Here is an 18,281-nt window from a genome sequence, read left to right as displayed (position 1 = left end):
AGCGTCAGGCAATTCGCAGTTGCAGTTGCAGTTGCAGTTGCAGTTATAGCTGAACCTTCACCGCTTTGGACGCACGCGTCGCTTTGGCGCGGGCGGCTTCGATGGTCTCGTCGCGAGCCAGGGCCACACCCATGCGCCGCTGACCATTGACTTCCGGTTTGCCGAACAGGCGTAACGCGGTGTCGGGCTCGCTCAAGGCAGCACCCAGGTTGGCGAAACTGGTTTGCGTGGATTTGCCTTCCACCAGAATCACTGCCGAAGCCGAGGGTCCGAACTGACGGATCAAGGGGATCGGCAGGCCGAGGATCGCCCGCGCATGCAGCGCGAACTGCGACAGGTCCTGAGAGATCAGGGTCACCAGACCGGTGTCATGTGGACGCGGAGAGACTTCGCTGAACCAGACCTGATCACCCTTGATGAACAACTCGACGCCAAACAGACCACGGCCACCCAAGGCCTCGGTCACGGCGCGTGCAACCCGCTCGGACTCAGCCAAAGCAACCGGGCTCATGACCTGCGGCTGCCAGGATTCCTGATAGTCGCCCTTCTCCTGACGATGCCCGACCGGCGCACAGAAGGTAGTGCCGCCAATATGGCGCACGGTCAGCAGGGTGATTTCGTAATCGAAATCGATGAACCCCTCGATGATTACACGACCCTTACCGGCACGGCCGCCTTCCTGCGCGTAATCCCAGGCACCTTGCACGTCGTCAGTGCTTTTGAGCAGGCTTTGGCCTTTACCCGATGAACTCATCACCGGCTTGACCACACACGGGAAACCGAGGTTCTCAACCGCCTGACGGTAGTCTTCAAAGGTGTCGGCGAAATGATACGGCGAAGTCGGCAGATCCAGTTCTTCAGCGGCCAGACGACGAATGCCTTCGCGGTTCATCGTCAACAGAGCTGCCCGGGCAGTGGGGATCACGGTAAAACCTTCGGACTCCAGCTCGACCAGGGTCGCGGTCGCAATGGCTTCGATTTCCGGGACGATATAATGCGGCTTCTCGGCCTCGATCACTGCGCGCAAGGCGGCACCGTCGAGCATGTTGATTACATGACTACGATGCGCGACCTGCATGGCTGGCGCGTTGGCATAACGGTCAACAGCGATCACTTCGACGCCCAGGCGTTGCAGTTCGATCACCACCTCCTTGCCAAGCTCGCCGCAACCGCAGAGCAATACGCGCGTCGCGGTAGGCGACAGTGGCGTTCCGATTTGAGTCATCTCAGGTCCTCGTGGAGCAGATCATCGAGCCAGCCCGCCATTGGTGGGCGACTCATGGGGAGAAGAAAGGCGCGCAATTTACCACGAAGCCGATCACTTGGGCCTCGTCCCGAAAAAGTGAGGCGCCAGAATCAAGGAGTGGTTTTCACACCCACCGTCCACAGCATGCCACTGTCCCGCGCTCGCTCATGACAGCGTCCAAGCACCACGCGGCGCTCAGTATTGTCCATGCGACTCCAGCGGGTAATTTCCTCAACGGTGCGCTGGCAGCCCAGACAGATGTCCGCCTCGTCCAGCGCGCAAATATTCACACACGGCGAAGCAACCGGTCGCTCGACACTCATCAGTCTTCCTGCGGGGCCAGATCACGCGCATAGCGCTGGGCGTTGTGCACGTAATGCGCAGCACTGGCTTCAAGCATTTTTTTCTGCGCGTCCGTCAGTTCACGCACCACTTTGCCGGGCGAGCCCATGACCAGTGAGCCGTCGGGGATCTCCTTGCCCTCGCCAATCAGCGAGTTGGCGCCGATGATGCAATAGTTGCCGATCTTGGCACCGTTAAGGATGACCGAATTGATGCCGATCAAGCTGCAATCGCCCACGGTGCAGCCATGCAGCATGACGTTATGGCCGATGGTGACATTTTTGCCGATGATCAGCGGCGACCCCATGTCGGTGTGCATCACCGTGCCATCTTGTACGTTGCTGTTCTCACCGATATGGATCAGCTCGTTGTCGCCACGCAATACGGCGCCAAACCAAACGCTGGCACCGGCTTCGAGCTTGACCTTGCCAATCAGGGTGGCAGTAGGCGCAACCCAGCTTTGCGGATGAGTGTCGACATGGGAATCTCCCAAGCGATATTTCATAGTGGTTTCCTCATGGCCCGCAGGCCGTGGGTAAGTATCAAATATTGATAAAACGCTCAGGCGGCGTGTGCAGGCTGATGTCGGCGTCGTACAGCACATTGACCAGTTCGACGATCATGATCGCTGTCAGACCCCATATTTTGAATTCACCGAAACGATAGCTGGGCACATACCAACTACGACCCTGGTAATCGATACGGTGAGTATGCTCACGCGGGTCCTCGCGAAAGAACGCCAGAGGCACGCTGAAGACAGCCGCAATCTCGGCATCGTTGGCCTGGTATTCGACAAAGTCAGGGATGATGCCTACGTAAGGCGTGACCCTGATTCCGTGCAAAGAGATCAACGGACTGAGCGGGCCGATCACCTCGACCAGACCAGGCGGCAGACCGATTTCTTCCTCGGCCTCACGCAAGGCCGTAAAAATCAGGTCCGGGTCTTCGGGATCACGCCGCCCACCAGGGAAGGCGACTTCGCCGCCATGGGTCGAAAGCCCGCTGGCGCGCAGGGTCAGGATCAACTCCGGCTCATCACTCCGAGTGATGGGCACTAGGACAGCGGCCTCGGGGAAACGTCGATCCGTTTCCAGAGTACGCGGCGTATGACTGCTTACACGGCGAAGTAGCTCGTCCAGCATGGGAAATCTCGATCTGTTGCCTAACTGGCATAATGCACCAAAGCGGCGATACGCCCAACCCCTCGTAGGACAACCCGGCAACTGATTGGACCTGCTTGTGTAAGCTCAGCTTGCCGACCCCGGTGCGGCACGCCAAGATAGCGACTGATTTCAGGAATCGACGTTCAGCATGAAATTCTGCAGCCAGTGCGGCAACCCGGTCATTCAGCGCATCCCCGAAGGCGATAGCCGCTTACGTTACGTCTGCGAGCATTGCCAGACCGTCCATTATCAGAACCCTAATATCGTCGCCGGGAGCCTGCCAATCTGGGGCTCGCAGGTGCTTCTATGCCGTCGCGCCATCGAGCCGCGCATGGGGTACTGGACCTTACCAGCCGGTTTCATGGAAAACGGGGAAACGGTCGAACAGGCCGCCCGCCGCGAAACGGCGGAAGAAGCCTGCGCCACGCTGCGTGGCCTGAGCCTGTACATGCTGGTCGATGTACCGCACATCAGTCAGGTACACGTGTTTTATCGCGCCGAGCTGGTAGATCTGGAGTTTGCCGCCGGGGTAGAGAGCCTGGAGGTGCGGCTTTTCGACGAGGCTGACATTCCATGGTCCGAGCTGGCTTTCATGACGGTAAAACGTACCTTAGAATGCTTCTTTGCCGACCGGATCCAGCAGGTCTACCCAGTGCGAACTGAGTCTCTGGCACCGTTGCAGCAGATAAAAAAGACCTAATTACTCCGCGGGCAGCGCGTGTAGCGCTGCCCATACATTGCTCAGGGATACCGTTTCGATGCGTTGGTTGCTTGCCCTTTTATGTAGTTGCGTCGTTCCGCTGTCTCAAGCTGCATTCACCGAAACCAGACTGCCCAAGGGCAGTGAACAGAGGTTCATTGGTGGAGCAGTCATCAACACGCACAGCATCGCTGCTCAAAACATCGATAAAATACTGATTCTGAAATCGGCACATCAACTGCAGTTGATCAGCGACGGCGCGGCGCTCAAGACCTACCGCATTTCGCTGGGTAAAGTGCCCAAGGGGCAAAAGCTTCGAGAAGGCGACAAGCGCACCCCGGAAGGTCTTTACTGGCTGGACTGGCGCAAGGTCAGCGACAGTTACAACCTGTCGATGCATATCTCCTACCCGAACATCAGCGACTCGGCGCGCGCCCGACGCGATGGCGTCAGCCCGGGCAGCATGATCATGATCCACGGCACGCCGGTCAACGATGATTACCCGGAGTGGTATTTCCAGACCCTGGACTGGACCGACGGCTGCATCGCCATGAAAAATACCGACATGCGCGAGCTCTGGGATCTGGTCAAAGACGGCACCATGGTCGAGATCCGCCCCTGACTATTCTGATTGACGCGGCGTCCTCCCTGATACCTCCCGGCTCAGTACTCCGCCATTCTGTAGGCACTGCAGGACCGCTTTGTACTCCATCGCAGCCCGGTCAGCGCCTACTGTCTGCCGGCCAGAGGCAACATGAATCTGGTCCGGCTGATTCAGAAATCCGCCAGCTTCCATACTTCGTAAGCTGGCGTTTCATAGGGATGGCTCTGCTTTAGAGCCATCACTGCCTGAGCGATCAACTCGTCAGCCACTACCAACTCGACCTTCCATTCCTCCACCTGCTCGATCTCGCCTGCCTGCCCAATAAACGGCTGACTGCCGTCCAGCGGGCGAAACTGGCCTTGACCCAGCACCTGCCATGAGCAGTTGTCGTAAGCCCCGATTCGCCCGGCACCTGCGGCGAATACGGCACTCTTGACCACCTCTACATGGCTCGGTGGAACGAAGAAGCTGAGCTTGTACATGGCTCGACCGTTGTCTGTCAGTTCACCCATACCCGCGCATTACGGAACATGCGCATCCAGGCGCCGTCTTCATCCCACTCTTCCGGACACCAGGAGTTCTGTACGGCACGGAACACACGCTCAGGGTGCGGCATCATGATGGTGACGCGACCGTCACGGCTGGTGAGACCCGTAATCCCGCGCGGCGAACCGTTCGGGTTGGCAGGGTAGGTTTCGGTGACCTTGCCATGGTTGTCGACAAACCGCATGGCTACACATCCGGACACATCAGCTTCGAGCAACGCGTTTTCGTTGCGGAACTCAGCCAGACCCTCACCGTGAGCAATGGCGATCGGCATGCGCGAACCGGCCATACCCTGTAGGAAGATCGACGCTGATTCCTGAACCTGAACCATCGCTACCCGTGCTTCGAACTGCTCAGAGCGGTTGCGCACGAAGTGAGGCCAGAACTCGCTGCCTGGAACCAGTTCGCGAAGGTTGGACAACATCTGGCAACCGTTACACACGCCAAGGGTGAAGCTGTCATGACGCTCGAAGAAGTTCTGGAAAGCATCCCGCGCGCGGCTGTTGAACAGGGCCGACTTGGCCCAGCCTTCGCCCGCGCCGAGCACGTCGCCGTAGGAGAAACCACCGCAGGCCACCAGACCTTTGAACTCATTCAGATCAACGCTACCGGCAAGAATATCGCTCATGTGTACGTCGATGGCGTTGAAGCCGGCGCGATCGAACGCCGCCGCCATCTCGACCTGACCGTTGACGCCCTGCTCACGCAGAACCGCCACTTGCGGACGAATGCCTTTCTTGATGTACGGCGCGCTGATGTTTTCGTTCACATCGAAGCCCAGCTTGATACTCAGGCCAGGGTTGTCTTCTTCAAGCAGTACGTCGAACTCTTGCTCGGCGCATTCGACGTTGTCACGCAGACGCTGGATTTGATAACTGGTCTCGGCCCACTGACGTTGCAGCGAACGACGTTGACCGGCAAACACCGGATCACCGTTGAAGCTGACCGCCACTTCATCGTTGTTCACCGGCTGACCGATGACCGCGACGCAATCCTGAAGCCCGGCCGCGCTGAACTGTGCAAGCACCACCGGCGTATCATCCTGGTGAACCTGAATCACTGCGCCCAGCTCTTCGTTGAACAGGATGGCTGCCAGTTCGGCGGAGGTTTCTGCCAGGCTGTCCAGGTACAGGTTCAAACCGCAGTGGCCGGCGAAGGCCATTTCCAGAGTGGTAACCAACAGACCACCGTCGGAACGGTCGTGATAAGCCAGCAAGTGGCCGTCAGCATTCAGACCCTGGATCACAGCGAAGAACGCCTTGAGGTCTTCAGCATCATCCACGTCGGGTGCGACACGACCCAACTTGCCGTGAACCTGGGCGAGAATCGAGGCGCCCATGCGGTTCTGACCACGACCCAGATCAATCAGGATCAGATCGGTTTCGCCCTTGTCCATGCGCAGCTCTGGCGTCAGGGTCTGGCGGATGTCGACCACCGGGGCAAAGCCGGTCACGATCAACGACAGCGGCGACGTCACGCTCTTCTCGGTGCCGTCATCGCGCCACTGGGTTTTCATGGACATTGAGTCCTTGCCCACCGGGATGGTGATGCCCAGTTCAGGGCACAACTCCATGCCAACCGCTTTCACTGTGTCATACAAACGGGCGTCTTCACCGGGGTGACCGGCAGCGGACATCCAGTTGGCCGACAGTTTGATGTCGGAAATTTTCGCAATGCGTGAAGCGACGATGTTGGTCAGGGTCTCGCCAATCGCCATACGCCCGGACGCCGGAGCGTCCAGCAGCGCCAGCGGCGTACGCTCGCCCATGGCCATGGCTTCACCGGTGTTCACATCGAAACTGGTAGCAGTCACGGCACAGTCGGCCACGGGCACTTGCCACGGACCTACCATTTGATCGCGAGCAACCAGACCGGTGATGGTCCGGTCGCCGATGGTGATCAGGAAGCTTTTGCTGGCGACGGCCGGGTGATGCAAAACGCGCTGCACACACTCGTCGATATCCAGGGTGCTCGGGTCGAAATCATCGCCCAGTTCGCTTTCGCGAGTCGCCGAACGGTGCATGCGCGGCGCCTTGCCCAGCAGCACTTCCAGCGGCATGTCCACCGGGCTGTTGCCGAAGTGGCTGTCGGTCACCGTCAGTTGCGGCTCGGCAGTGGCTTCACCGACGACGGCAAACGGGCAACGCTCACGTTCGCAAATGGCTTTGAAGCGCTCGAAATCCGCAGCGCCAACCGCCATCACATAACGTTCTTGTGATTCGTTGCTCCAGATTTCCAGCGGGGCCATGCCCGGCTCGTCATTTGGAATGTTGCGCAGCTCGAAACGACCGCCTCGTCCGCCATCGTTGACCAGTTCAGGGAAGGCATTGGACAGACCGCCCGCGCCGACGTCATGGATAAAGCTGATCGGGTTTTGATCGCCCAACTGCCAGCAACGGTCGATCACTTCCTGACAGCGACGCTCCATTTCAGGGTTTTCACGCTGAACCGAAGCAAAATCCAGATCCGCCGAGCTGGTGCCGGTCGCCATCGATGACGCTGCACCGCCACCCAGACCAATCAACATGGCCGGACCACCGAGCACGATCAGCTTGGAGCCGATAGTGATCTCGGCTTTCTGTACGTGTTCATCACGGATGTTGCCCATACCGCCAGCCAGCATGATCGGCTTGTGGTAACCACGGACTTCATCGCCGTGCGGGGTGCTGATCGATTGTTCGAAGGTGCGGAAGTAACCGGTCAGGGCCGGACGCCCAAATTCGTTGTTGAACGCCGCGCCGCCCAGCGGGCCTTCAAGCATGATGTCCAGCGCCGTCACGATGCGCTCGGGTTTGCCGTAAGGCACTTCCCACGGCTGTTCAAAACCGGGAATCAGCAGGTTCGACACGGTAAAACCGGTCAGGCCGGCTTTTGGCTTGGCGCCGCGACCGGTCGCACCCTCGTCACGAATCTCGCCGCCGGAGCCGGTAGAGGCACCCGGGAACGGAGCAATCGCGGTTGGGTGGTTGTGGGTCTCGACCTTCATCAAGATGTGCACCGGCTCCTGCACCGCGCCGTACTGACGGGTTTCAGGGTTCGGGAAGAAACGACCCGCCACAGGGCCTTCGATGACCGCAGCGTTGTCCTTATAGGCAGAGAGGACACCTTCGCCATGCATCTGGAAAGTGTTCTTGATCATGCCGAACAGGCTTTTTTCCTGGTTCTGGCCGTCGATATCCCAGCTGGCATTGAAGATTTTGTGGCGGCAATGCTCAGAGTTGGCCTGGGCGAACATCATCAATTCGATGTCATGGGGATTGCGCCCCAATGTCTCGAAGCTGGTCACCAAATAATCGATTTCATCATCGGCCAGGGCCAGGCCCAGCTCGATGTTGGCTTTTTCCAGCGCCACGCGACCGCCACCCAGAACATCGATGGCCGTCAGCGGCTTGGGTTCGGCATGGCGGAACAGACCGGCGGCCTGTTCCAGCGTGCCCAACACCAGCTGCGTCATGCGGTCATGCAGAGCGCCAGCAATCAGCTCGGCCTCGACGTCGCTGAACTGGCCTTCTACATAGAAAGCGATACCGCGCTCAAGGCGCTGAATTTTTGCCAGACCGCAGTTGCGGGCAATATCGCTGGCCTTGCTCGACCAGGGTGAGATAGTGCCAAAACGCGGCAACACCAGAAACAGCCGGCCGCTCGGCTCTTGAACCGGCACACTCGGGCCGTATTTCAGAAGGCGGGCAAGGACCTGCTGTTCTTCATCGGTCAGAACGCCAGTGACCTCAGCGAAGTGGGCGAATTCAGCGTACAAGCCACTGACAGCTGAAACTTTTTGTTTCAGCTGCTCAAGTAATTTGCTGTGGCGGAAGGCAGAAAGGGCAGGAGCACCGCGCAGGATCAACATCTTCGGGACAGCCTCGGGAAGGGGTGTGCTTTGAGGCCATACATTCTAGCCTAAACCGCCCCTTTCAGCACCCAGAACGGTGGTTTCCAGCATCGCCTGATGTCGGTGACCCGAGAACGACTCCGCTCTATCAGACAAGGCCCTCACTGTCGAGATATGGCGGTCGGGGTCCTTTGCGTATACTGCACCTATGTTTTCCCAATCCGCTTTCCGCCCGCGCTGTGCCAAATGGCTCATCGCAACCGGACTCTTCCTAATGCTCGGCGCCTGTGTTGATAAACCCAACACACTGGAGCGAGTCAAGGAGGACGGCATTCTGCGCGTGGTCACTCGTAACAGCCCGGCCACTTATTTCCAGGATCGCAACGGTGAAACCGGTTTCGAATACGAGCTGGTCAAGCGCTTCGCCAAGGATCTTGGGGTCGAACTGAAGATCGAAACCGCCGACAATCTTGATGATTTATTCGATCAGTTGCAGAAGCCCGGAGGCCCAGTGCTGGCTGCTGCGGGCCTGGTCGCTACCGACACACGCAAGCTGCAAGCCCGTTTTTCCCATCCGTACCTGCAAGTCACCCCCCAGATCATCTACCGCAACGGCCAGTCGCGCCCGACCGACGCTGGCGATTTGATCGGAAAGAAGATCATGGTGCTCAAGGGCAGCAGCCATGCCGAACAGCTGGCCGCACTGAAACTGAAAATGCCGACACTGGAGTACGAAGAGTCCGACGCAGTGGAAGTGGTCGATCTGCTGCGCATGGTGGATGAGGGCCAAATTGACCTGACCCTGGTCGACTCCAATGAATTGGCAATGAATCAGGTGTACTTCCCGAACGTGCGCGTTGCCTTCGACCTGGGCGATAGCCGTGATCAGCGCTGGGCCGTCGCGCTGGGCGAAGACAACAGCCTGCTGAACGAGATCAACAACTTCCTCGACAAAGTCGAGAAGAACGGCACGCTACAGCGCTTGAAAGATCGCTATTACGGGCATGTCGACGTCCTTGGATACATGGGGGCCTACACCTTCGCCCAACACCTTCAGCAGCGTTTGCCGCACTATGAAAAACATTTCCGGTCGGCAGGCAAGGAAGAGCAGGTGGATTGGCGATTGCTGGCTGCCATCGGTTATCAGGAATCGTTATGGCAGCCCAGCGTCACGTCAAAAACCGGCGTACGGGGTTTGATGATGCTGACCCAAAACACGGCGCAGGCCATGGGTGTGTCCAACCGGTTGGATGCCAAGCAAAGCATCGACGGCGGCTCAAAGTACTTTGCCTACATGAAGGATCAGTTGGACGACAAGATTCAGGAACCTGACCGTACATGGTTAGCACTTGCGGCCTATAACGTCGGTAGCGGTCATCTGGACGATGCGCGCAAATTGGCCGAGAACGAAGGCCTGAATCCAAATAAATGGCTGGACGTAAAAAAAATGTTACCGCGTCTGGCGCAAAAAAAATGGTTCAGCAAAACCCGTTACGGTTATGCCCGAGGCGGCGAACCCGTGCACTTTGTCGCCAACATCCGTCGCTATTACGACATCCTCACATGGGTCACCCAGCCGCAGCTTGAAGGCAGTCAGGTCGCCGACGGCAACCTGCATGTGCCGGGCGTGGACAAGACCAAACCGACTGAAGAAAACCCGACGCTTTAAGCGTCGGCTCAGGCCTATCGCGCCAGCGAACTCAACCCTTCGCCCGGCGCATCTTGAAGAACTCACTCAGCATCCTCCCGCATTCCTCCGCCAGCACCCCCCCTTCGAACAACACCCGATGGTTGAGAAAGGCCTGACTGAAAAACTGCCCCTGACTCTGAACAATACCGGCCTTGGGTTCAAGCGCACCGTACACCACACGAGCGATGCGTGAATGCACAATCAGGCCCGCGCACATGCTGCACGGTTCGAGGGTGACGTAGAGGGTGCTGCCCGGTAGCCGATAATTACTGAGCGCCTGAGCTGCGGAGCGAATGGCGACCATCTCGGCGTGGGCGCTGGGGTCGCTGCCGCTGATAGGGCAATTGAACCCGCGTCCGATAATTTCGCCGTTCTGCACCACTATTGCGCCCACGGGCACTTCACCCAAAGCTGCGCCCTGCGAGGCCAGCGCCATTGCCTCACGCATGAAATGTTGATCCTGACTGCGATCAATAATCTGCGACTGCCTCATCAGGACACCTCTATTGCGGCCATTAGCCCGGTTTCCATGTGGTCGATCACATGGCAGTGGAACATCCACACGCCCGGATTATCGGCTACCAGCGCGACACGTGCCCGCTCGTTTTTACCGAGCAGGTAGGTGTCGGTGAAGTACGGAATGATCGTCCTGCGGTTCGACCCGATGACCTTGAAACTCATGCCGTGCAAGTGGATCGGGTGCTGATACTGCGTCATGTTCTTCAACTCGAAGATGTAGCTTCTACCCTTTTGCAGCTTGGCGATGGGCCGGTCGGCGCAGGTCTTGTCGGTGATATCCCATGCCTTGCCATTGATCTGCCACAAGCTCGGTGGTGCACCATTGTCGACGTTCACCGACACGGAGCCCACCCATTCGAAATTGAAGTTGAGCTTCTCGGCGTTAGCCATGTCAGGTTCGGAAACCGGATTGACCGGCAACGCCGGAGGCCATTCGCCAGCTGCGTCGCTGTTGGCAACCGAACGAAAGGTTCCCAGACGTACCGGACCATTGCGCAGCGAAATCTCTTCACCCGCCGCTGGCGCCTTGATCGCCAGACAAATGCGCATGCCCGGCCCCAGCCAATATTCCTTACCCAACGGCCGTGGCTTGACCGGATTACCGTCCAGCGCGTAGATCTGCGCCTCGACACCGGGCATGTTCAGGCGATAAGTCAGGGTATTGTCGAGATTGAGTAGCCTGACCCGGACAATCTGCCCGGCAGGCAAGTCAATGACGGCCTGCGGCACGCCATTAATAGTCGATAATCGCCCCGCCGTACCGCCGCGCGCGGCTTCACGAGGCACACTGAAAGCGGTGAACGCCCCCTCTTCGTCAACATGCCAGCTTTTCAGGCTCAGGGTCCGCTCATGCAGGAAACCGGTCGGCTCACGCTCTTCGACGATCAACGGCCCGACCAGCCCGCGACCCAACTCTTCACTGCTATTCACATGTGGGTGATACCAGTAGCTGCCAGCGTCCGGCACGCGAAACCTGTAATCGAAATACTCCCCCGGCAACACAGGCAGCTGCGAAACGTACGGCACGCCGTCCATTTCCAGCGGCAAACGGATCCCGTGCCAGTGAATCGTGGTCGGCACCGGCAGCTTGTTGATGAACCGTACTCGCAGCCACTCGCCCTGACGCACCCGCAACTCAGTGCCCGGCGCAGAGCCACCGAATGCCCAGGCCGGCGTCTGATGGCCAGACACCAGCTCCAGATCCAATGGCGCGGCAATCAGCTCGTAGTCGTGGCCCGCCTCGGAATTCCTGCGCCCCAGCCAATAGCGCGAAGCGCCACCTGCGCCCAAACCAACCACGGCAAGACCGGCCAGACCTCCGAGTATTTGTCGACGGGTAAAGGACATAAGCGCAAGCACCTCAAGAATAAAACAGAGTGGAGCCGGATGGCCCGCACACACCTGAGAACAGATGCCAAGGGCGAATACGATACACCTGCATTTGAAAAAAAATAAGGGCAGCCTAGGCTGCCCTTATAGATTGAATCATTTCAGCGCTGCAAAGCTGCCGCCGCGATCAGATCATTCCCACTCAATAGTCGCTGGCGGCTTGCTCGACACGTCGTACGTGACGCGGGAGATGCCTTCGATTTCATTGATGATGCGGCCGCTGACGGTTTCCAGCAGCTCGTAAGGCAGGTGCGCCCAACGTGCGGTCATGAAGTCGACGGTTTCCACTGCACGCAGGGCGACAACCCAAGCGTAACGACGGGCATCGCCCACCACACCGACCGATTTAACCGGCTGGAACACCACGAATGCCTGGCTGACCTTGTGATACCAGTCAGCCTTGCGCAGCTCTTCGATGAAAATGTGGTCAGCGCGACGCAACAGGTCGGCGTATTCCCTTTTCACTTCACCGAGAATCCGTACACCGAGACCCGGGCCCGGGAATGGGTGACGGTAAACCATGTCGTACGGCAGGCCGAGTTCGAGACCCAGGCGGCGAACTTCATCCTTGAACAGTTCGCGCAACGGCTCGACCAGTTTCAGGTTCATCTCGTCCGGCAAGCCACCCACGTTGTGGTGCGACTTGATCACATGAGCCTTGCCGCTTTTCGCGCCAGCCGACTCGATCACGTCCGGGTAGATGGTGCCCTGAGCCAGGTACTTGATGTTGTCCAGCTTGCAGGATTCGGCATCGAACACATCGATGAAGGTACGACCAATGATTTTGCGCTTCTTCTCTGGATCGCTCTCGCCCGCCAGATTGTCGAGGAACTGATCGGCAGCGTTGGCGCGGATCACTTTGACACCCATGTTCTCGGCGAACATGGCCATCACTTGCTCGCCTTCGTGCAGACGCAGCAGGCCGTTGTCGACGAATACGCAGGTCAGTTGATCGCCGATGGCTTTGTGCAGCAATGCCGCAACCACCGAAGAATCGACACCGCCGGACAGACCGAGCAGCACGTTATCGGTGCCAACCAGGGCACGGACATGCGCGATGGCGTCTTCAGCGATGTGCGACGGCGTCCACAACGCTTCGCAGCCGCAGATGTCGAGAATGAAGCGCGACAGGATGCGACCGCCCTGCTTGGTATGGGTTACTTCCGGGTGGAACTGCACACCGTAGTAGCCGCGCGAGTCGTCGGCCATGCCGGCAATCGAGCAACTCGGGGTGCTTGCCAGCACGTGAAAGCCTTCAGGGATTTCAGTCACTTTGTCGCCGTGGCTCATCCACACGTCAAGGCCGTAAAGACCGTCTGGATCAACGTGATCTTCAATACCATCGAGGAGGCGGCTCTTGCCAACCACATCGACTCGGGCGTAACCGAATTCGCGCAGCTCGGAACCTTCCACCCGACCGCCCAGCTGTTCAGCCATGGTCTGCATGCCGTAGCAAATTCCGAAGACTGGCACGTTCAGGTCAAACACGGCCTTTGGCGCACGCGGGCTATCAGCTTCGTGTACGGACTCAGGGCCACCGGCGAGAATGATCCCGCGTGGGTTGAATGCGCGAATCGCTTCGTCGTCCATGTCGAACGGATGCAGCTCGCAATACACGCCGATCTCACGCACGCGGCGGGCAATCAGTTGGGTGTACTGGGAACCGAAGTCGAGGATCAGGATGCGGTGGGCGTGAATGTCGAGGGCCATGACTCATTCTCTCGGTGGAATTCGGAAACAACACGGGGCTGCTAGCAGCCCCGATTATTTAGATGACACTGGATAGCGCTTTTAACCTACGCGGTAGTTCGGCGCTTCTTTGGTGATCTGCACGTCGTGGACGTGGGACTCAGCCATGCCGGCACCGGTGATACGCACGAATTCTGGCTTGGTGCGCATCTCTTCGATCGTGGCGCTGCCGGTGTAACCCATGGATGAACGCAGGCCGCCCATCAATTGGTGAACGATAGCGCTCAGCGAGCCTTTGTAAGCGACCCGGCCTTCGATGCCTTCCGGCACCAGCTTCTCGGCACCCTCGGAAGAGTCCTGGAAGTAACGGTCAGATGAGCCCTGCGCCTGAGACATCGCACCCAACGAACCCATACCGCGGTAAGCCTTGTAGGAGCGACCCTGGAACAGTTCGATTTCACCTGGCGCCTCTTCGGTACCGGCAAACATCGAGCCCATCATCACGCAGGAAGCACCGGCCACGATGGCTTTGGACAGGTCACCCGAATAACGGATGCCGCCATCGGCGATCAACGGAACGCCCGTGCCTTCAAGGGCCGCGGCGACGTTGGCGATGGCGCTGATTTGCGGCACGCCGACACCGGCAACGATGCGCGTGGTGCAGATGGAGCCAGGACCGATACCGACCTTGACCGCATCGGCACCCGCTTCAGCCAACGCCTTGGCAGCAGCGCCGGTAGCGATGTTGCCGCCGATGACCTGCACTTCAGGGAAATTCTGTTTGACCCAACGGACGCGATCGATCACGCCCTTGGAGTGGCCGTGAGCGGTGTCGACCACCACCACGTCAACGCCGGCGGAAACCAGGGCTGCAACGCGTTCGGCAGTGTCCTTGCCGGTACCAACCGCAGCGCCGACACGCAGACGACCTTGATCGTCCTTGCTCGCCAATGGGTAGGCCTTGGCTTTTTCGATGTCCTTGACGGTCATCATGCCCTTGAGCGCGAACTTGTCGTCGACGATCAGGACTTTTTCCAGACGATGCCTGTGCAGCAGCTCACGCACTTCGTTCTTGTCGGCGCCTTCACGAACAGTGACGAGACGCTCTTTAGGCGTCATCACTTCCCGAACAGGAACATCCAGACGGTTTTCGAAGCGCACATCCCGAGACGTCACGATGCCGACCAGGTCGCCATTGTGCATCACCGGTACGCCGGAAATATTGTGCAGATGCGTCAGTTCGAACAGATCACGTACCGTGGCATCTGCCTCGATGGTAATGGGGTCCTTGACTACACCGGCTTCGAACTTCTTGACCTTACGCACTTCGGCAGCTTGCTGCTCGATGGTCATGTTCTTGTGGATAATACCGATACCACCTTCCTGAGCCATGGCAATTGCCAGACGGGCTTCAGTCACGGTATCCATCGCGGCAGAGACCAGCGGAATATTAAGCTCGATGCCACGTGTCAAACGTGTCTTCAAACTAACTTCGTTAGGAAGCACCTCGGAATAACCGGGCACTAGGAGAATGTCGTCGAAGGTTAGAGCTTCTTGGCTGATACGCAGCATCGCGGGGGCTCCCGAGCGGGAAATTGGAAGCGCGCCATTATACCCATACGGACCTGCCTGCTCAATGTAAACCTCAGCCTATTATCAATCAGCGTCCAAATGCACGTTGACTAACGAAACCGGACGATCCAGACGCTCGGCGAATTCATCGAGAAAGCTCTGCTTGAACGAGGCGTCCAGCCAGTTATTGAAGATAAAACCCAGGTTGGAAAAACCGCAGGCTTGCAGGAACAGAAAGCCATTGATGTCGTCTTCATGCCCGCATTCCGGGCAGATGAAGTTATCGGTGTGCCCCGGCATCCACTCTTCCAGACTGTCGAACAGTGCTTCACCCACTTCTTTTCTGCATTCAGGGCAGCCAGCCTCTTCAGCGAAATCGGTCAGCGGAGTAAAGATGCAACGCTTGGTGACGATCTCCAGACCGTTGATCGCTTGCCCGAATGGCAGGGCATCAGGATTCTCGACGACATCACGGGCACCGGGCGCAACGGCATAGGCCATCTTGCTGAAACTGCGGCCGCAGGTGGTCAATTCTTGCTCGATGATGTTCTTGTTCATCAGCCAGCGCAGGATCAGCCGGGCTCGGGCCTCGTGAGCCGGAAAGTCGGAAATCTGCGGGACGATGATGCTCTGGGTATTCATGGATGACGCCTATTGCTGCTACTTAATAAGGCAGCTTAATCCCCCCCCCTTTCAGGTCAAGTGCTGGCTCATGTGGAGAGGTAGCGACCGATCAATGCAATACCACTGGCCAGCACCAGCCACGTGACCAGACGCACAAAGGCCTCACGCGACAATTTCATGATCAGTGAGCGGCCAATCCACGAACCCACGACCATCGCCGGAAACAAACACGCGGCCAGCATCAGCAACGGCATTTCGGCGTACACCCCCGCCAGCATAAACAGGCTCAACCGGACGATGGTGCTGCAACTGATCAACGCGGCCTGGGTCGCCCGCGCCTGCACCTTGGAAGGCAAACGGCTGTTAAGGTAAATCGCGTAAAGAAAGCCACCACTGCCAAATAGCGCACCGAACAGGCCGCCAATGGTGCCCATCGGTATTGCCCAGCCCGCCGCGAGCTGTGTCGGACGAACTTTTACCCCCAGGCTATAAAGCGCGTAAGCGGTAATGAACAATCCCATCAGCAACAGCAAGACATCGGATTTAAGGTTGAGCAGAAACACCACGCCCAAGGTGCAGCCCACCGCCATGCAGGGCAGCAGGCGCAGGAGCTCAGCCTTGACCACCGATCGGCGCGAAGGCAGCAGATTGCCGAACGCAGCGATGAAATCCAGCAATACCAACAACGGAATGATCCGCGACAACGCCATGAAATTGATCAGCACCGGTCCAGCAACCAACGCCGTACCAAACCCGGCGATACCAAATACGATGTACGCGCCTATCACGCCCAGCTCGATCAGCACCCAGTCGAGGGGCGTGAACGCCAATTGATTGAACAACCCGGTTAAATCGGCAAAGGTCATCGAGATTCATCCATGAAGTTATCCGTGCCGACTGTAACCAGCGAGCGGTATGCTCGACTAGATAAAACCACCACTACCTATCCTATATAAAGGCATGCCTTTATCATGCTCGCCATGATCAAAGACCCCTTCGCAAGACTCGGCCTCGACCGGGAAGTCCTCACCGTCAGCCAGCTCAACGGCCGCGCACGCGTGCTGCTGGAGGATGTGTTCAGTAATATCTGGGTTGAAGGCGAAATCTCCAATCTGTCCCGCCCGGCGTCCGGCCATGTGTATTTCACCCTCAAGGACAGTGGCGCCCAAGTGCGTTGCGCACTGTTCCGGCAAAGCGCCGCACGGGTTCGTCAGGTGTTGAAAGACGGTCTGGCGGTGAAAGTGCGCGGCAAAGTTTCGCTGTTCGAAGGCCGTGGCGACTATCAGCTGATCCTCGACACCGTCGAACCCGCAGGTGAAGGTGCCCTGCGTCTGGCCTTCGATGCACTGAAAGACAAACTCAGCGTCGAAGGCCTGTTCAGCGCCGAACGCAAAGTGCCGTTGCCTTTGCATCCGCGTCGCATCGGCATCATCAGCTCGCCTACCGGCGCAGTGATTCGCGACATCATCAGCGTGTTCCGCCGTCGTGCACCGCAGGTGCAACTAACGTTGATCCCTACCGCAGTACAAGGTCGTGATGCTATCGCGCAAATTGTCCGCGCCTTGAAACTGGCCGACTCTCGAGGTTTTGATGCCTTGATCCTGGCCCGTGGCGGCGGCTCGCTGGAAGACTTGTGGTGCTTCAACGAAGAAGCGGTGGCCCGGGCAATCGATGCCTGTGTGACGCCGATTGTCAGCGCGGTCGGGCATGAGACCGACGTCTCGATCAGCGATTTCGTGGCCGACGTGCGGGCACCGACGCCATCGGCTGCGGCAGAGCTGCTCGCACCGGACGCCAGTGACCTGCATCGACGGGTCGATAACCTGAAGCGGCGGTTAGTCACCCGCATCCAGGATCGCTTGATGCGCGAGCGCCTGCGCCTGGAAGGCATTTCCCGACGCTTGCGTCATCCTGGCGAGCGCCTGCGCCAGCAAGCACAACGCCTGGACGATCTGGACATGCGCCTGCGTCGCGCCTTCGAACAGCACACGCAAAAACGCGCTGCGCGTCTGGCCCATCTGCAGGCCCGCCTCGCCGCCCAGCATCCAGGTCGTACCCTTGCGCTGTTGAAACAACGGCTGGACAGCTTGTCCCAACGCTTGCCTCGAGCGATTCGCGAGATCCTCAAGACCCGACGTCTGCAGCTGCAAAGCCACATGCAGACGCTGCACGTGGTCAGCCCGCTGGCAACGCTGAGCCGTGGCTACAGCATCCTGCTCGATGAACGTGGTCATGCGATTCGTAGCGCGGAACAAACCCATAACGGCCAGCGTTTGAAAGCCCGGCTTGGCGAAGGTGAATTGCAGGTGCGCGTCGAAGACAACCATCTGGCGCCTGTCACCCTCTCTCTTCTGGATTGATCTAT

General features: G+C 58.5%; 16 protein-coding genes. 4 read left to right on the top strand and 12 right to left on the bottom strand.

Features of this window, described 5'->3' with window-relative positions:
- Positions 1-43: 43 nt before the first annotated feature.
- From purT to QN399_RS05535, 4 genes are all read right to left on the bottom strand, one after another.
- Positions 44-1,225: a formate-dependent phosphoribosylglycinamide formyltransferase gene (purT, locus tag QN399_RS05550; RefSeq protein WP_322178153.1), complete on the bottom strand. Its 1,182-nt coding sequence runs from the start codon at positions 1,223-1,225 to the stop codon at positions 44-46.
- A 131-nt stretch (positions 1,226-1,356) separates the two neighbouring features.
- The gene (locus QN399_RS05545; RefSeq protein ID WP_322183053.1) at positions 1,357-1,572 is read right to left on the bottom strand and encodes a DUF1289 domain-containing protein; all 216 of its coding nucleotides are present in this window, start codon (positions 1,570-1,572) and stop codon (positions 1,357-1,359) included.
- A complete protein-coding gene (locus tag QN399_RS05540) occupies positions 1,569-2,093 on the bottom strand; it encodes a gamma carbonic anhydrase family protein (RefSeq protein ID WP_322178152.1) in 525 nt (174 codons plus the stop codon). The genes QN399_RS05545 and QN399_RS05540 overlap by 4 nt, the downstream gene beginning before the upstream one ends.
- Positions 2,094-2,130: 37 nt before the next feature.
- The gene (locus tag QN399_RS05535; RefSeq protein ID WP_322178151.1) at positions 2,131-2,730 is read right to left on the bottom strand and encodes a CoA pyrophosphatase; all 600 of its coding nucleotides are present in this window, start codon (positions 2,728-2,730) and stop codon (positions 2,131-2,133) included.
- Positions 2,731-2,899: 169 nt separating this feature from the next.
- Between QN399_RS05535 and QN399_RS05530 the strand changes: the two genes are divergently transcribed.
- Positions 2,900-3,451: an NUDIX hydrolase gene (locus tag QN399_RS05530; protein WP_330200670.1), complete on the top strand. Its 552-nt coding sequence runs from the start codon at positions 2,900-2,902 to the stop codon at positions 3,449-3,451.
- Positions 3,452-3,509: 58 nt separating this feature from the next.
- Positions 3,510-4,073, top strand: a complete 564-nt coding sequence (locus QN399_RS05525) for a L,D-transpeptidase family protein (RefSeq protein ID WP_322178149.1) — start codon at positions 3,510-3,512, stop codon at positions 4,071-4,073.
- A gap of 152 nt (positions 4,074-4,225) precedes the next feature.
- Here QN399_RS05525 and QN399_RS05520 read toward each other — a convergent pair whose 3' ends face one another.
- On the bottom strand, positions 4,226-4,537 hold the full coding sequence (locus tag QN399_RS05520) for a YqfO family protein (RefSeq protein ID WP_322183052.1): 312 nt from the start codon (positions 4,535-4,537) through the stop codon (positions 4,226-4,228).
- A gap of 17 nt (positions 4,538-4,554) precedes the next feature.
- A complete protein-coding gene (gene purL / locus QN399_RS05515) occupies positions 4,555-8,451 on the bottom strand; it encodes a phosphoribosylformylglycinamidine synthase (protein ID WP_330200669.1) in 3,897 nt (1,298 codons plus the stop codon).
- 190 nt (positions 8,452-8,641) lie between these two features.
- On the opposite strand from purL, the gene mltF reads away from it, so the two are divergent.
- Positions 8,642-10,102 carry a membrane-bound lytic murein transglycosylase MltF gene (mltF, locus tag QN399_RS05510; RefSeq protein WP_322178147.1) on the top strand — a complete coding sequence of 487 codons (1,461 nt, stop codon included), beginning with the start codon at positions 8,642-8,644 and terminating at the stop codon, positions 10,100-10,102.
- A 31-nt stretch (positions 10,103-10,133) separates the two neighbouring features.
- Here mltF and tadA read toward each other — a convergent pair whose 3' ends face one another.
- The 6 genes from tadA to QN399_RS05480 all read right to left on the bottom strand — a co-directional run bounded on the left by tadA (position 10,134) and on the right by QN399_RS05480 (position 16,782).
- A complete protein-coding gene (gene tadA / locus QN399_RS05505) occupies positions 10,134-10,616 on the bottom strand; it encodes a tRNA adenosine(34) deaminase TadA (RefSeq protein WP_322178146.1) in 483 nt (160 codons plus the stop codon).
- Positions 10,616-11,989, bottom strand: coding sequence for a multicopper oxidase family protein (locus tag QN399_RS05500; RefSeq protein WP_330200668.1), 1,374 nt, complete (start codon positions 11,987-11,989; stop codon positions 10,616-10,618). Before QN399_RS05500 ends, tadA begins: the two co-directional genes overlap by 1 nt.
- Before the next feature lie 174 nt (positions 11,990-12,163).
- Positions 12,164-13,741 (bottom strand): glutamine-hydrolyzing GMP synthase, encoded by a 1,578-nt coding sequence (gene guaA / locus QN399_RS05495; RefSeq protein WP_322178144.1) that lies wholly within the window; start codon positions 13,739-13,741, stop codon positions 12,164-12,166.
- Between the two features lie 81 nt (positions 13,742-13,822).
- Positions 13,823-15,292 carry an IMP dehydrogenase gene (gene guaB / locus QN399_RS05490; protein WP_219061145.1) on the bottom strand — a complete coding sequence of 490 codons (1,470 nt, stop codon included), beginning with the start codon at positions 15,290-15,292 and terminating at the stop codon, positions 13,823-13,825.
- Positions 15,293-15,376: 84 nt separating this feature from the next.
- Positions 15,377-15,934 (bottom strand): sugar ABC transporter ATPase, encoded by a 558-nt coding sequence (locus QN399_RS05485; RefSeq protein ID WP_322178143.1) that lies wholly within the window; start codon positions 15,932-15,934, stop codon positions 15,377-15,379.
- A gap of 68 nt (positions 15,935-16,002) precedes the next feature.
- Positions 16,003-16,782, bottom strand: a complete 780-nt coding sequence (locus QN399_RS05480; RefSeq protein ID WP_322178142.1) for a sulfite exporter TauE/SafE family protein — start codon at positions 16,780-16,782, stop codon at positions 16,003-16,005.
- A gap of 114 nt (positions 16,783-16,896) precedes the next feature.
- Here QN399_RS05480 and xseA point away from each other — a divergent pair, with 114 nt between their 5' ends.
- On the top strand, positions 16,897-18,276 hold the full coding sequence (gene xseA, locus QN399_RS05475; RefSeq protein WP_322217719.1) for an exodeoxyribonuclease VII large subunit: 1,380 nt from the start codon (positions 16,897-16,899) through the stop codon (positions 18,274-18,276).
- The last annotated feature ends 5 nt before the right edge of the window (positions 18,277-18,281 follow it).

The sequence above is a fragment of the Pseudomonas sp. 10C3 genome (genome assembly GCF_036346185.1).
Lineage (GTDB): Bacteria > Pseudomonadota > Gammaproteobacteria > Pseudomonadales > Pseudomonadaceae > Aquipseudomonas.
Note: the sequence above shows the minus strand (reverse complement) of the source record. Positions and strands in the feature narration are given on the sequence as shown.

Excerpts from the sequence above, each read along its gene's own strand:
- purT (WP_322178153.1), bottom strand. The coding sequence starts at position 1,225 with ATGACTCAAATCGGAACGCCACTGTCGCCTACCGCGACGCGCGTATTG.
- QN399_RS05540 (WP_322178152.1), bottom strand. The coding sequence starts at position 2,093 with ATGAAATATCGCTTGGGAGATTCCCATGTCGACACTCATCCGCAAAGC.
- QN399_RS05535 (WP_322178151.1), bottom strand. The coding sequence starts at position 2,730 with ATGCTGGACGAGCTACTTCGCCGTGTAAGCAGTCATACGCCGCGTACT.
- QN399_RS05530 (WP_330200670.1), top strand. The coding sequence starts at position 2,900 with ATGAAATTCTGCAGCCAGTGCGGCAACCCGGTCATTCAGCGCATCCCC.
- QN399_RS05525 (WP_322178149.1), top strand. The coding sequence starts at position 3,510 with ATGCGTTGGTTGCTTGCCCTTTTATGTAGTTGCGTCGTTCCGCTGTCT.
- QN399_RS05520 (WP_322183052.1), bottom strand. The coding sequence starts at position 4,537 with ATGTACAAGCTCAGCTTCTTCGTTCCACCGAGCCATGTAGAGGTGGTC.
- purL (WP_330200669.1), bottom strand. The coding sequence starts at position 8,451 with ATGTTGATCCTGCGCGGTGCTCCTGCCCTTTCTGCCTTCCGCCACAGC.
- mltF (WP_322178147.1), top strand. The coding sequence starts at position 8,642 with ATGTTTTCCCAATCCGCTTTCCGCCCGCGCTGTGCCAAATGGCTCATC.
- tadA (WP_322178146.1), bottom strand. The coding sequence starts at position 10,616 with ATGAGGCAGTCGCAGATTATTGATCGCAGTCAGGATCAACATTTCATG.
- QN399_RS05500 (WP_330200668.1), bottom strand. The coding sequence starts at position 11,989 with ATGTCCTTTACCCGTCGACAAATACTCGGAGGTCTGGCCGGTCTTGCC.
- guaA (WP_322178144.1), bottom strand. The coding sequence starts at position 13,741 with ATGGCCCTCGACATTCACGCCCACCGCATCCTGATCCTCGACTTCGGT.
- guaB (WP_219061145.1), bottom strand. The coding sequence starts at position 15,292 with ATGCTGCGTATCAGCCAAGAAGCTCTAACCTTCGACGACATTCTCCTA.
- QN399_RS05485 (WP_322178143.1), bottom strand. The coding sequence starts at position 15,934 with ATGAATACCCAGAGCATCATCGTCCCGCAGATTTCCGACTTTCCGGCT.
- QN399_RS05480 (WP_322178142.1), bottom strand. The coding sequence starts at position 16,782 with ATGACCTTTGCCGATTTAACCGGGTTGTTCAATCAATTGGCGTTCACG.
- xseA (WP_322217719.1), top strand. The coding sequence starts at position 16,897 with ATGATCAAAGACCCCTTCGCAAGACTCGGCCTCGACCGGGAAGTCCTC.